The following is a 14,739-nucleotide window of genomic DNA, read 5'->3' on the forward strand; positions in this document are numbered from 1 at the left end:
CCATGCCACCCTTGATCACGTCGACGCGGAAGTCGATCCAGCCGGCCATCTCGATGGCGCCACAGAACGTAATCTCGCCGTCACCCTGCGAGAAGTGGATGTCGCCGGTGATGAAGTTCGCCCCCTCGACGAACACTGGGAGGTACACACGCGAACCGCGACTGAGGTTTTTGATGTCGCAGTTACCTGCATTCTCACGGGGTGGGATGGTACGGGCGGCCTCGTTTTTCGCCTCCTCGAGGTCCTCGTCCTCCATCGCACCGAGCATGACGTTCTCGGGTTCAGGTGGGAGTGCGAGGGGCGGTTCGTCCTCACGAGTCTCGTGGTTGACTGCAGTTTCCGCGTTTGGACCGTCGTCGATGAGTTTCTGTTCGCGCCGATTCCACTCCTCGAGAAGTTCGTGTGACGGTGCGGTTCCGAGAATTCCGGGGTGTGTGAGGCCAGCGAACTCGACGCCCGGAATGTGACGGGATTTGGTGTACACGCCGTCGAGGTCCCAAATAGACTTTCGAGCCTCCGGGAAGTGATCCGTAAGGAAACCGCCACCGTTGTCGAGTTCGAAGATCCCGGTGAATCCCCATTCGTGATCTGGGAAGGCACCGATGTCGAGGATGTCGACGACGAGTAAGTCACCGGGCTCAGCACCCTCGACCTCGATTGGACCGCTCAGGTGATGGTTGGGGGTCAGATCCATATCGCGGATGTCGTTGGCACTATCGTCGTTATTGACCTGTCCCCCGGTCCAATCTAGACACTCGACACGGAACTTCTCCCCTGGCTGGACGGTCGATGCAGGTGGCGTGTCCGGATGCCACCGGTTGACGATTGGATCTGGTTGCTCTTCTGGCGGTGCATCTGTGTCTACTTCGAATACGGTTTCTGGCATACTCCAGTCAAACAATTATGATAATCCATTATATATTTGTCGACCGACATCATAATCGATTGACGGGGCGTCCCGCAACTTTACTACCGATGCTTCCGTCCATTCGTACTATGCCCGCCGAACGTTCCGATGTCGAAGACAGCGTCGAACTGTATGTGAACGCCTGGAAATTATTTCGAGACCAACCATTCGGTGCCAGTGCACTCGCGAAACGGTTAATCGAACGTGACGAGTACGAACTGGTGGCTGAGGAGGGAGAACCAGAAGCCTCACTCAACGAGCTCGTGGATTACGGGCTATTGGAAGAGATCGAGTCCGAATATCAGATCGCCGTTGAACCGAATGCCGCCGCCGCCGAGTTGCGGAGTACCGAATCGTTGCGAACCGCGGCAGTCAATCAACTGATTCAAGCAGCACTCGTCCGAACCGACGAGGATTCGAACTCGGATGAGCAACTCTCATTCGAGGGCGGAACGTACACAGTCGTCAAAATCTCCCCCGGAACAACGGTTTCCGATGGGATTGAGCACGTTTCCGAGGCCGCGACCGACAATGGGGGTCAAGGTGTGGCCATCACGACAGCCGGCACGAACGCGGATCAAGCACAGCAGATTGCCGACAGGCTCATCAAACAAAAGTGGGAGAAGACCGGCACCGACGTAGTCGGAGGAGAATCGTCGGAATCAGAACTCATCTTTCGCCTGTTTCTTGAGAAATCTAGTAGTGGGTGAAAATCAGTAGACACCCGGTTGTACGCAATTTTGTGATCGAGTGAATGAACAGTGTCAAACGCGATTACCGTGCTATCAACCCGGATGATAAATATTACTGAACTGCTGGCCACGACCGTCCGCACTCGATATAGCATTCGAACGGGGGATTCATCTCAGAAAATTATAAATATCGGATAGTCATGGTTAGATATGTGATGGCACACCAGACAACAACAGCAGACAGCAATCGAACCGGCTGGAGGTGTACAAATGCCACTGTATGAGGTTCTGGGGATGGGGCTCCTGTTCGTCGGAGGGGTCCTCTTCGTCAACGGATTGTGGCTACTCGGGTACGGAGACAACCGTGACGTCGCGATATTTAATTTCCTCACAGGACTCATAACGTTCTTAATCGTCCTCTGGTGGGCTTTCGGAGGCGATGCATCTGACGGGACACCGTTTAACGCAGCGGGAACGATGTTGTTCTCATTTACGTACCTCTGGATCGGAGCAAACGCAATCCGCGGTGTCGAGGATCAGCGCTCCTTCGGCTGGTACTGCTTTTTCGTCGCTCTAACAGCCGCCCCAACTGGATATCTCGTCTTGCTCACCGGCGATATCGGACTCACCGCACTATGGTGGGTGTGGGCCGTCCTCTGGGCCGCCTTTTTCGTCCTCCTCGGACTCCAGCGTGATGACCTCACCGTTCCAGTCGGCTGGTTCACCGCAGCAACAGGTGTCGCCACTGCTGTTGGCGGCTATCTGATGGCAGCGGGGTTCTGGCCTTGGGCATGAAATAAATCATACACTTCAAAATTGTTAAGTAGATATAATTTCCACTTGATAGTGGGTGACTGTCACCCACGATACCAATGCCCGAAGTAAAATTCGAAGTCGATGTGGATAGTCCCCCCGATGAACAGCCGGATGCCAACCCCTTCAACCGCTGGCATCCCGACATCCCCGCTGTCGTCGAAGTCGACGATGGTGAGACTGCCCGTCTCGAAGCACTGGACTGGACTGGTGGTCAGATCACCGATAACGACGACCCGAACGAAGTTCGGGACGTCGACCTCAGCCAAGTTCACTACTTGGCCGGCCCAGTTCACGTCAATGGTGCCGAACCCGGTGACCTCCTGAAAGTTGAGTTCCTCGATATGGGTCCCCTCAACGGCCGCGCCGAATGGGGGTTCACTGGCACTTTCTCACAGCAGAACGGCGGCGGCTTCCTCACAGATCACTTCCGGAACGCCGCCAAGTCTATCTGGGATGTCGACGGCTACACCGTTTCCTCCCGACACATCCCCGACGTGCGCTACGAGGGGAAGATTCATCCTGGACTTGCAGGATGTGCCCCCAGTCAGGAACTCCTCGACAAATGGAACGAGCGAGAGCAGGCGCTCATCGACAAGTTCGAGGAGGACCCTGAATCGATCCCGAACCATCCGACTGGCGAGCACGAGCCTGGAGTGGCGAATCCGCCGACCCCAGAGGGTGCTCAGATGGGCGAAATGGATCCCGCCGAGGCCGAGGCTGCTGCCGAAGAAGCCGCCCGCACGGTCCCGCCACGCGAACACGGCGGTAACCACGACATCAAGGACCTCTCAATCGGTTCGACCGTCTACTTCCCCGTCTACGTCGAGGGTGGCAAGTTCGGAGTCGGTGACTTCCACGCCTCACAGGGCGACGGCGAAGTCACCTTCTGTGGCGCCATCGAGATGCCCGGCTACGTCGACTGCAAGTTCGAGGTTGTGAAAAATGGGATGGAGAAGCACGGCGTCACTCATCCGATCTTCGAGCCGGGTCACCGTGGACCCAACTTCGAGGACTACGTCACCTTCTGTGGCTACTCCGTCACCGAGGACGGCGAACAGAAGTACATCGACTCGCATACCGCCTACCGACGGGCTTGTCTGCAGGCCATCGACTACCTGAAGGAGTTCGGGTACACGGGTCAGCAGGCGCTCCACATTCTGGGGACGGTCCCCATCGAGGGCCGCCAGAGCGGTGTCGTTGACGTGCCGAACGCGTGTTCGACGCTTGCGCTCCCCACCGGTGCCTTCGAGTTCGACATCTCACCCGGAAGTCTCGGGAACGCTAAGGATCGCGGTGACCTCGTCGTCACCGACGACCCGCTCGGATAGCCCGATAGAAGTCACCGCTCATTTTTTCGGTAGGGCCACGGTTTGGAACACCGGCACGATGTGGGAAACGGTCTAGAACTCGTTTGCCACCCAATAGTTTTGCCACAGTAGTACGAACTATCTGAATATTCAACATGTCTAATGATTTTGAGACTTCATCGGAACGGAGCATAGCTCCTCCCGAAGAATTTGTCGATCAAGCTAATGTTACGGATCCTAATATTTATGCCAAATTCGAGGAACAGTGGCCTCACTGTTGGGAACGGGCCGCTGAGTGCCTCGACTGGGATCGGCCCTTCGACACAACCATGGAGCCCATGGATTCCCCTCCCTATGCCCGGTGGTTCGTCGGTGGCGAACTCAACGCATCGAGAAACTGTGTCGACCGTCACGTCCAAGCCGGCCGTGGTGACGAGCCAGCGCTCCGGTGGATCGGCGAACGTGGAGTGACGAAGACATACACCTACTCGATGCTTCAGCGTGAGGTCAATGAAGTCGCAGCGATGCTCCGGGAGCTCGGAGTGTCAGCCGGCGATCCAGTGGCGCTCTACCTGCCACGGATTCCAGAACTTCCGATTGCGATGCTGGCTGCCGCACGTCTTGGCTCCCCTCACGTCGTTGTATTCGCGGAATATTCGGGTTCTGTTCTCGAGTCGTTCATGCGAGAAACCGGCGCACGAACCTTGCTGACTTGCGATGGATTCTATCAGGAGGGCCAAGTACGGTCTCTCAGCAGCGAAGCTCGGTGTGGAGTCGAAGAGCTGCCGTGGGACGTTACGAGCGTGACGCTGGCTCACATCCATAACGAAAGTCCGAACTTCGGGCACGATTTCGAGCGCCTGCGTGAGAAGTGTCGTGGCGAAACAGTGACACCGGTACCCCGAGCGTCAAGCGATCCGCTCTTTTATTGCTATGCCTCGGGCCCGACTGGAGGACCGATCGGAATGGAACATGTCGTCGGGGAGTATCTCCCCTATGTGGCCTGGACAGCTGCGACAGTACTTGACCTCAAGCCGGCAGATACGTTCTGGTGCCCCGCTGGCATCGAGTGGATCACTGGGCATTCGTACGTCGTCTATGGCCCGCTCGCCCACGGGGCAACGAGCATCCTCTACGAGGGCGCACCGGCATATCCAGACAAGCATCGTCCGTGGCGAATTATCGAGAACAACGACGTCACACAATTCTACACGACACCGACCGCCATTCGGACGTTCATGGAATGGGGAGAAGAGTATCCCGACGTCCACGATCTCAGTTCGCTTCGGCTACTCGGTACCGTTGGCCAGCGTATCGAGCCGGAGACTTGGCGATGGTTCTATCAGAACGTTGGGGACGAACGCTGCCCTATTGTCGATACGTGGTACCAAGCCGAAACGGGGGGGATTACACTTTCGACGATTCCGGGGATTAGTGATATGAAGCCGGGATCAGTCGGGCCGCCGCTCCCCGGTATCGAAGCGACAATTGTCAATGCTGACGGGGAGCGTGTCGATCCAGGGGAGGCGGGATATCTGGTTCTCGAGAAGCCTTGGCCGGGTATCTTCAGACCAGTACGAGAACCGGACGATAAGGCGCAAGAGTACTGGACTGAGTTCGGAACACCCGAGAAGGATTGGAGGTACTTCACAGAAGACGGAGCGATGGCTGATCGAGACGGATACATAACCGTCCTTGGGCGCCTCGATAACGTGATTAACATCGGCCACTACAGCAAGAACCGCGTTCACGTGAGTGAAATCGAGCGAGTTATCGCTGAAATGCCAGACGTTGAAGATGTTGGTGTTATCTGTGGCGGACACGAGATCCTGGGAGAGGCACCGTATGCATTCGTGGTTACTACCGAGTGTGCCGACCGGGACTTCGAGAAGCGTATCGCTGAGAAGGTAGAAGACGATCTCGCCGCCCAAGCCCGTCCCGAAGCGGTTTTCAGAGTTTCCGAACTCCCGCGAACCTACTCCGGCGGTATATTGCGTCAAGTACTAGCGGATCTAGTGAACGGCGAACGGCTCGGCGATACAGATCTTCTCCGTAATCCCGACATCTTGGACGACATTGCGGTCGAAATACGCCTCCGTCTCGAAGACAGCGAGTTGTCCTGAAAAGCCAAAGATAATACAGAGATAACCGTCCATCGGCCATACCGAGGCGGAAACGTTCGTTCCAACGGGAATAGCGTCCATGTCTCGACCGTACTGTGCCCCTCGATAGCGCGCTACACCTCGAGCGGATCCCCAACCGTAACCTCGTCGCCGACGCTTATCGTACTCCCGTAGTCCTCCTCTGGCACCTTCGTGATGAGCATGACGGTAAAGAAGTGTTCAAACTCCTCCCTCGGTGCCCAGTCCGGAAGTGTCTCCTCGCGATACTTCGCGAATCTCTGTTCGAAGTCCTCGATCGGCTTGCCAGTGTCCGGATCTCTTGAGGGAACAACACAGCGGGCACAGGCTTCAGCACCGTCGAACCACGTTCCATTAACTTCGAATCCGGAGGGATCGTCGCCGAGGAAACGGTCCTCCCAGAAGGGTGGGACGCCGCCGATTTCGATATTTGGCCGGAGACGAATCCGCGCTCCGTCCACGGTCATGTCGTCGAACCACGATGCCACTTCTTCGAGGGTTCCAGTGCTAATGACGGAGGGACCTAGGTTCGGCCGGTCGATAAACGATGGTGGTTCTCGATGGCGCAGTTCGACCGGTTTTCCAACGAACTCGCTGAACCATTCACTTGCGGCGTCGCGTTCGGTCTGCAGATCGAACGTGACTTCCGCCCCATTTTCGCGCATGGTCAACGTGAGTTCGTGGGACTCCGGATCAAAGGCTGACTGCACCTCGTGAGTGTGATCGATCTCTTTCCCGTTGAACGTCTTGCCGACTGAATCAAATCGGTCCTCAATCACGTTATTTTCAGCTGGGTCCAACATTGCATACTCCCGGTCACCCTGGAAAGTGCCGGCGTCGTTGATGCTAATGGTTTTGACTGTCATCCGGTCCAATCCCTTGACTGGGTAGACCCAAAGATTCTCAACGTGAGCCATCAGCATGCAGTGTGGTAGGTAATACCATAAAACTTTGTTTGAACCGGTTCGGGTGAGAGCGATATGTAATCCTACCGAGCCAACGGTGATTAACAACACATGTGTTGTTAAGAAACAACAAATGTAGAACTAGACACAGCTACAAAGTAGCTCCACGCTGTGAGGTAGTCAACTTCGGATAGAATAATTACCATATATGATACGAATTTGGATATAATATATTCCCATGAACTCAAGAGACAAATATTCTCCATATGTGTCAGGTAGATAGAGTTGAAATCAGAATATATTTCCCATTTTTCTCATATATGTGTAGTATTTACCCGTCAATTATAATTTATTTTAATATATTTCCCCAATATTCCAAAACAGGAGACATACGCTATACCAGATGTCATTATAATATTATACTTTCCTACCAGTTTATTATAATAGTACAATAATAGAGATATTCCTCCGGTTCAAGGCCAAGAAGAGCGTTATAGGCGTTTACATCCTTCTGTTGTAATGATGTTCCAGCCCAATACGGGCGGGACTGGAGAGTGATAGGACCCGACATTTCGATAATCCGGATGTTCACGAGAGTAGAGCACCCATGAGTACACCAGAGCCCTCATTCCGAGGGCATCGGGGCTTTCGTATGACCTCAGTTCGGCTGCACTAATCTGAACAGTACCGTATTCTACTACCACGTTGCCACGACTCAATCACTCTCGTGCGAACTGGAGGTCGTACAAGAACATCGACGTTGATCGAGTAGCTCCGCTAGATAGAACTTCCATCGCAGCGAGACAGAGATCGCCCACGAGGAAGCGAAGGAGTACACCCACGTCGAGCGCGTCTACCCGCGACACAACGCCATCGAGCGGACGGATCGGGCCCTTGTCGGAGCCGTTCAGGTGTCGCCACCGACGATGGCGCTCGCGACCGACGAGGAGTGGGCCCAGAAGGCGGAGGCCTTCCAGGACTTCGTCAATACGACCGTCGAGTTCCCGATCCAGATTTACTCGACGACGCAGGCGTTCCCCGCCGACGAGTACGTCGGGCGGTACGAAGATCGGTTGAGCGACCCGGACGTCAAATCGAACGAGAAACTCCAGGCGCTCATCGAGCACTACGTCGACTGGTACGACCGGGAGCTTGCGCAGCGTCAGATGACCATTCGCGACCACTACGTCCTGATTCCAGTGCGACCTGAGGAGGTCCGATACGAACGGGCCAGCCTCCTCGAAAAGCTCGCTGGGATTCCTGTACTGGGCATCCTCATCCAGATTGTCACGGCGCCGCCGGAGGAGGAAGAGCGAGCCGCGATGCTCGAGGAACTGGACGAGCGGCGCCGGCGGGTCGAGCGCGGCCTCCGCGGCATCGAGGGGTGTGACACGCGCCCCGTTGATGCGGCCGAACTCACCCGCCTCATCGCGGAATACTGGACCGGCACGGAAATCGAGTACGGCGACCCCGAACAGGTGCTTCGAACGTCCCCCGTCATCAACAAGTCATGATTGGAAACCTGCTTCCGTTCACCAGCTCGGATAGTTCGGAAACCGACGACGAGGCCACGGCAGACGAGGCCCCCGACGAAGAGGGGGAAGATGCTGAATCACAGTTTACCGTGGACTACGAGGCCGACGGTGAGGCAGTCGACGGCATCCCCGAGATCCATCAGACCGTCGTCTCGCCGTCGAGTATCGAGCGAACGCCCAGCGCCCTCCGGACTGACACCCAGTGGGCGCAGAGTCTGTGGGTCGGTGAGTATCCCGATGCGCCGATGGATGGCTTCCTCGAAAAACTGTACGCGGCCGCCGAGACCCAGCAGACGGATGTCAGCATCCACATCGATCCTCGTGATACGCGAGAGACGTTGGATTCGCTGGAGAACAAGATCGAGGACCTCGAAGCCGACTACGAGTACCTGACCGAGAAGCATCGTGCGAGCGCCCGGGGCGTCGAGAAAGACCTCGAGGACCACCAGGAGATGTACGACGTCCTTCGGAACACGACGATGCAGGCGTTCGACGTCTCGATGTATCTCACGGTCAGGGGCAACGATCGCGAGAACATCGACGCCGAGTCGGTGTCGACGACAGCCCGACAAGCGCCTGCGAATCTGACGCCGGTGACGCCCCGGTGGTCACAGCTGAAGACGTTCACCTCAGCGAGCCCGATCGCCCTGGATCAGTTCAACGAGACGCTCGACAGCAAGACGCCGATGCTCGGCGGGGCAGTCGGCGCGATGTTCCCCTTCGTTTCCGGTGCGTTTGCGGAACCCGGCATCGAATACGGGACGTACGCGCTGAATTCGAGTCCACTCATCCTCGACCGCTTCAAGCGGCAAACCGGCTACTGTATGATGGTTATCGGCCGACTCGGCGCGGGCAAATCGTTCGCGACCAAGCTCCGGTTGGTGCGGCGGGCGATGTTCGACGAGGATACGGTCGTCATTATGCTCGACCCGATGCGGGGATTCGCCGGCGTCAACGAGGCACTCGATGGCGAGCGCATCACGGTCGGTGGCCGGCGGGGGCTGAACCCGCTGGAAATCAAACCGACGCCCGACCACGTCCTGCAGGAGGTCGACGACATCGACCCGTGGGGCGAACAGATCAACTGGGTGATGACCTTCTTCGCGACGTTCTTCGAGCACGTCGCAGACCATCCACTCGGCGAGCGCAACCAGACGCTCCGGCGGGCCGTACAGGAAGCCTACGAGAAGCGCGGAATCACCCGCGATCCGGAGACGCACACCCGGGACTCGCCCACCATCCACGACGTCATCACGGTCCTCGAAGAGATGGTCGAAGATCCCGAGGAGTACGGCTACGTCACAGATGGGGAGCAGGAAGCCGTCCAGTCCGATGCCCAGTCGCTACTCAAGGATCTCCGCCCGTCGTTCCGCGAAGGCGGTGAACTCGAGAACCTTGCTCGCCCCTCGGAGTTCGACCTCGATTCGAAGGTCATCTACCTCGATCTCCATCAGGAGGAGGGGACCCGTGGCCGGGCGGAGACCAGCCTGATGATGCAGGTGCTGTTCAACAGCGTCTACGAGCGGGTCAAACAGACCGACAAGCGCGTCGTCTTCTGTATCGACGAGGCGCACTACCTGATGAACGACTCCGTTTCGCTGGACTTCCTAGAGACAGCCGTCCGGCACAGCCGCCATTTCGATCTGAGCCTCGAATTCATTACGCAAACGGGGGGCGAATTCGCGCTGACGCCGGAGGCACGCACCATCGCGAACCTCTGTTCGCTGACTGTCCTCCACCGCGTCAACGAGGAGAAAGAGAAGATTGCCAAGTGGTTCGACCTCAGCGAGCGCCAGGTGAACTGGGTCACCTCCGCGAAGGCCGGCGAGGACGAGGACGGCTACTCGGAAGCGCTCGTCGGCATCGACCAGGAGGGCTGGTTCCCACTCCGAATTCGGGCGAGCGACTACGAGGCCCACGTTATCGACGGCGGCGCTGCTGACGTGGCCGAGCTCGAGCCCGAACCGACGACGAGCGTGACGAATCCAGATAGCCGACCCGCCGGCACGCGTGCCGACGGCGGTGAACCAACTAGCACTACCTCTCAGGAGGATGACTGAGCAGACCCCGTCAGAACTCCCGGCAGTGGATAACGGCGACGACGAGTATATCCGGATCACTCCCTCCCGAAGCGACCTCGCGCCGGAGACCGTCGTCCGTCAGCTGGCCGGCCTCCACGGCCTTGACGCCGGCAACGACGGATTTCTCGAAAGTATCGGTCCCTTCGGCGATCCGCCACCGGTGTTCGAGTTCCTCGCAGTGAGTGAGGGGGCAGACGAGCCGGTCGAGTTCTATTACGGGGCCAACCGTCGGTTGGATGCCTTCGAGGAACGCCTCCGGACGCTGTATCCACCGACCGTCACGTTCGAGCGGGCCACCCTTGACTTGGAAGCGAAGCTACTCCCATCGACAGCAGACCCGACGCAGGACCACAGTGCCGGGGGAGACGAGAGCCACGGAATAAACTCCAGGACAGCTGAGGAATCCTCCGGAGACCCAAGTTCGGATTCAGAGCCTGTGACTCTCTTCGATTCATCGGGGGAGGAACCGGTCGGTGACGGCGGAAGTGTGCTGTCGGAGAGCTCCACGTCGCTAGACGAGGACGTGGATCTGTTCGAGGCCGATTCGAGTGATGAGTCCACAGCGGCTGGTCCATCCGACTCCGAACTCGATGCCGATCACCAGCCGGCTCATACGCAACCGACCGTCGATGAGACGACCCCACTCGGAATCAGCTGGCACGGGCAGGCTACCCGGCGGGAAGACTGGATGACGACACTAACCCAATTCACGAATACGGAAGACGACGATGACGATCACGCTCGGGCCCCGCTCGCGTCACTCATCGATCAGCTGACCCGGGCCGAACACCCGATCGCGTTCCAGGTACTCTTTCAGCGGAAATCGGACTGGACGCACGAGGCACGAGAGCGCCAGCGAAAGCTCCGGGAAGGCGAAGATCGAGTCGTCGACTGGTTCTTCGGAGAACTCCTCGGAAACACGGAGAACGAACCACAGAGCCCGTCGAACACCGGGCGACAGCGTCGGTATCTCGACATCGGTGGGCGGGAGCGAGTCGAGGCTATCGACGAGAAGGAGCCACAGCACACGTTCACGGTGAATATGCGGGCACTTTCGCTCGTGGATTCCGAGCGACAACGAGAGCGGGTTGACCATCGTCTCGACGATATCGGGTCCGTGTTCGATCACCTGAACGGGCCGCACTATCGGCTCCGACCGAAGCGCATCCGCCGTGGGCTTCGAAAGGGACGGCGGGCCAAGAAGCACGCCGACCGGGTACTCAACGCTACGTTGGCTACCAAGAGCGACTGGCGGAAAACCCGCCCCGATCTCGTCCTCGGGCCGGCTGAGTTGGCGAACTTCGTGGTCGTTCCGCCGGCGACTGACCTCACGACCGAGGGCGGGCGGGGGTCCGACGCCGAACCCGAGAGCCGGACGCCCCTGCCACTCCCGGCGCAGGACCACATGGATGCGTTTACCGACTCCGGGATGGCTATCGGCCGCGGTCTCGGGGAGGACGGCACGCCCACGCCGGAGCCGATGCGGATTCCCCCGCATCTACTTCCGTTCCACGTCGGCCGGTTCGCGAAGAGCGGCGCCGGCAAATCGGTCGCGTTGATCAACGATGCGCTCTCCCTGTACGACCAGACCACGGGCCCAGTGTTCCTCATCGACTCCAAGGGCGGGAACCTCCCCGAGAACTATATGCGGGCCCACGCGAAGCGGTTCGGGACTGAGGACCTCGAGGAGAACGTCCTCCACTTCTCGGTGCCCGACATCCTGCCTGGCTTCGCGTTCTTCGACATCACGCCGGCGCTACAGGACGGGGTCCGTCGCGTCGACGCGATTCAGGACAAGGCCGACCACTACGAGGAGCTCATCAAGCTCGTAATGGGGCCGGAGCGGTACGAGGACGCCATCGCCTCGCCGACGCTCATCAAGTACCTCATCAAGGCGATGTACGACGAGGAGTACGGCCTCGAAAACGGACATTTCCGGCAGGATACGAACTACTTCACCCACGACCAGTTCGAGCAGGCGGTGACCCAGTTCCACGCCGCCGGGCCACCAGATTCGACACCCGAAGATGCACCGCGAGCCAGCGACCCGCAAGTCGCGGAGAAACTTGAGCGACACCTGCGCTCGAACCCGGCGACGTTCTCGAACGTCGTGAGCGGCATCAGCAACCGGATGGACTACATCACGCAGGACGCCCACCTCCGCCGGATCTTCAACAATACCCAGTCGCAATTCGACTTTCGCGACCTCCTCGACGAGGACAAGGTAGTCATCTTCGACCTCGGTGATCTCCGCGACGAGGCCGCTCGCGTGATGACCGGCGTCATCCTGACACAACTCTATGACGCTGTCAAGCGTCGCGACGGCGACGAGCTGGCCCGCAAGCCAGACGACTACGTTGCGAACCTGCTCATCGACGAAGCGTCGTCGGTCGTCGTCTCGGATACACTGACGACGCTGCTCGAAAAGGGACGGGAGTTCCGGCTCTCCATCGAACTCGTGACGCAGTTCCCCGAGCAGATGAAGGAGGCTGGCAACCGCGAGGTCTACCTGAACGTCCTGAACAACATCGGCAGTCCGCTCGTCGGGAAGATCGCCGTCGACGCCGACATCGCCGAGGCACTCTCACACGAGGCGATGGATCCCGTCGAGTTCAAGAATCGGATCAGTTCGCTCCCGCGTGGCGAGTGGATCGCCCAGCTCCCGAGTCCGGAATTCGGCGAAACCGGTCCCGACCCATTCAGTATCGAACCCCTCCCGATTCCGCCCGGTCCTCCCGATAGCGAGCAGCCTCTGACTGGTGCGCAGGAAGAGCGATTCCAGGATGCCCTAGAGGCCGTTCACGAGCATACCCGAGAGGAGTACGGGGTGGCTGGCGGGACGACCGTGGAGAGCCGTGACGCTGCGACTGACGTCGCTCTGGAGAACGCCGACGATCTGCCGTTGGAGGTCGCGATGGCCCGGGCGATTCGCGCTGTCCAGCTGTCGAACGACGTCCGCGAGACGAACGGCTGGGTCTCCGTCGAGGAAGTCGACGACGAACTGCTCTCGCGAATCGAGGAAGGAACCATCGAGGCGCAGGGCTACGAGACGCTGCCGGAGGTACGGGAGGCGTCCTCGCTCATCGAGGTCGATCTCCCGTCCGGGGGATCGTCGGTGCAGTGTCGGCTCACAGATGAGGGTGAGGAGGCAGCCACGCCCGACACGTCGACGTCACCGACCGGCGGGGGCGAGCACCACGATGCAGTCCTTGAAACGGTCGAGCAGTCGCTCGCAACTGCGGGGTTCTCCGTGGAGGTCCTCGATCAGAACGGTGAGTCCCGACCCGATGCCATCGCAACCCATTCGGACCTCGACTGGGAGCTCCAGATCGAAGTCGAAACCACCACCCATGTCCGCCCGGCGAAGGTCCTCTCGAACCTCCGGAAAGCCCAGGAACAGGAGCGAATTCCGTTGTTCGTCGTCGCAGACCACGACGATCAACCAGCCGCCGAGATCGCCGACCGGCTCGCGAAAATCCTCAGCGAGCCGCGAAATCAGCTCTCCTCCGGTGAGACGCGCTTGTATACGATGAACCACAACGTCACATTCAACGGCGGTGCGCGAGCCGCGGATGGGGTGACGGCCGTCCGACCGGCCACCGGTGGTAGTCGCCATACCCGCTGGTTCGTGCGAGAAGGTGCGTTCGTCCTTGAGGACAGTGCTGGAGACCAGCACGCCCGGATCGACTCCTTCGACGCCGTGTCGAAAGACCAGTTCCCAGCGACGTACAGCTACGACGCCGAGAGCGAGACCTACACCGTCTTCAGGCCGGGAGAACTCCCCGAGTCCTACGAGTCACGAGAGGCGTTCGAAGCGGACTGGGTGCCCGTCAAGCGTCCGTTCGTGCCCAGTACCGACCTGCCCGTTCCGGACTATGCGCAGAGTTCGTATACAATTAGTATTCTCACCAGCGACGGTGAACCGGATCTTCAGCTCTACAAGCCGGTATCGGATACGGTCCAAGATCTCTCAGTACTCGTTGAGGCGATTCAAGGTAGTGAACTTCACCCAGCAGGGATTGAACCGACGGATACCGAGGAAGATCCGTTCGGAATTGGGGCCTTCGTGCGCGATAAGATCACCGAGTGTGATGAGGAGTTCGTCCCGATCGCATATGTCTACGAGGCATACGAAGAATACGTCGAGGATCGTGAGTATGAGCGAAAAAAGAAACCCCGGTTCACCCCAGCATTCCGTGAGTATGCTGACTTCGACCGTAAGAGGAAGTGGGTGGATGAAGAAACCCGACGCTGTTACATCGGGATCCAACTGAGCGACGCCGGCGATCAAGAGGATTCGGGTGATGCCGGTGCGTAGTCGTTTCGCTCCCGCTCAGGAGGTGCAGGAGCACACG

The 14,739-nt window shown here is 58.6% G+C and carries 9 protein-coding genes; 7 read left to right on the plus strand and 2 right to left on the minus strand.

Annotated elements, in window-relative coordinates:
* Nucleotides 1-886, minus strand: an 886-nt coding sequence (locus MXB53_RS13400) for an acetamidase/formamidase family protein (RefSeq protein ID WP_248898118.1), incomplete at its 3' end; no start/stop codon positions are given.
* A gap of 110 nt (nucleotides 887-996) precedes the next feature.
* Here MXB53_RS13400 and MXB53_RS13405 point away from each other — a divergent pair.
* The 4 genes from MXB53_RS13405 to MXB53_RS13420 all read left to right on the plus strand — a co-directional run bounded on the left by MXB53_RS13405 (nucleotide 997) and on the right by MXB53_RS13420 (nucleotide 5,845).
* Nucleotides 997-1,617, plus strand: coding sequence for a hypothetical protein (locus MXB53_RS13405; RefSeq protein WP_248898119.1), 621 nt, complete (start codon nucleotides 997-999; stop codon nucleotides 1,615-1,617).
* Nucleotides 1,618-1,869: 252 nt separating this feature from the next.
* On the plus strand, nucleotides 1,870-2,394 hold the full coding sequence (locus MXB53_RS13410) for an AmiS/UreI family transporter (RefSeq protein ID WP_248898120.1): 525 nt from the start codon (nucleotides 1,870-1,872) through the stop codon (nucleotides 2,392-2,394).
* Between the two features lie 77 nt (nucleotides 2,395-2,471).
* Nucleotides 2,472-3,743: a formamidase gene (gene fmdA, locus MXB53_RS13415; protein WP_283102398.1), complete on the plus strand. Its 1,272-nt coding sequence runs from the start codon at nucleotides 2,472-2,474 to the stop codon at nucleotides 3,741-3,743.
* 134 nt (nucleotides 3,744-3,877) lie between these two features.
* Nucleotides 3,878-5,845, plus strand: coding sequence for an AMP-binding protein (locus MXB53_RS13420; RefSeq protein WP_248898122.1), 1,968 nt, complete (start codon nucleotides 3,878-3,880; stop codon nucleotides 5,843-5,845).
* Between the two features lie 113 nt (nucleotides 5,846-5,958).
* Here the strand turns inward: MXB53_RS13420 and MXB53_RS13425 are convergent, their stop codons facing one another.
* A complete protein-coding gene (locus tag MXB53_RS13425; RefSeq protein ID WP_248898123.1) occupies nucleotides 5,959-6,780 on the minus strand; it encodes an MOSC domain-containing protein in 822 nt (273 codons plus the stop codon).
* 797 nt (nucleotides 6,781-7,577) lie between these two features.
* Here MXB53_RS13425 and MXB53_RS13430 point away from each other — a divergent pair.
* The 3 genes from MXB53_RS13430 to MXB53_RS13440 are packed head-to-tail and all read left to right on the plus strand — an operon-like array spanning nucleotide 7,578 to nucleotide 14,702.
* Nucleotides 7,578-8,282, plus strand: coding sequence for a TraC-like domain-containing protein (locus MXB53_RS13430; protein WP_486606380.1), 705 nt, complete (start codon nucleotides 7,578-7,580; stop codon nucleotides 8,280-8,282).
* On the plus strand, nucleotides 8,279-10,363 hold the full coding sequence (locus MXB53_RS13435; protein ID WP_248898125.1) for a VirB4 family type IV secretion system protein: 2,085 nt from the start codon (nucleotides 8,279-8,281) through the stop codon (nucleotides 10,361-10,363). Before MXB53_RS13430 ends, MXB53_RS13435 begins: the two co-directional genes overlap by 4 nt.
* Complete coding sequence (locus MXB53_RS13440; RefSeq protein ID WP_248898126.1) at nucleotides 10,356-14,702, plus strand: type IV secretory system conjugative DNA transfer family protein; 4,347 nt, start codon at nucleotides 10,356-10,358, stop codon at nucleotides 14,700-14,702. Before MXB53_RS13435 ends, MXB53_RS13440 begins: the two co-directional genes overlap by 8 nt.
* Nucleotides 14,703-14,739: the final 37 nt, after the last annotated feature.

The organism is Haloplanus sp. XH21 (assembly GCF_023276355.1).
Taxonomy (GTDB): domain Archaea; phylum Halobacteriota; class Halobacteria; order Halobacteriales; family Haloferacaceae; genus Haloplanus; species Haloplanus halobius.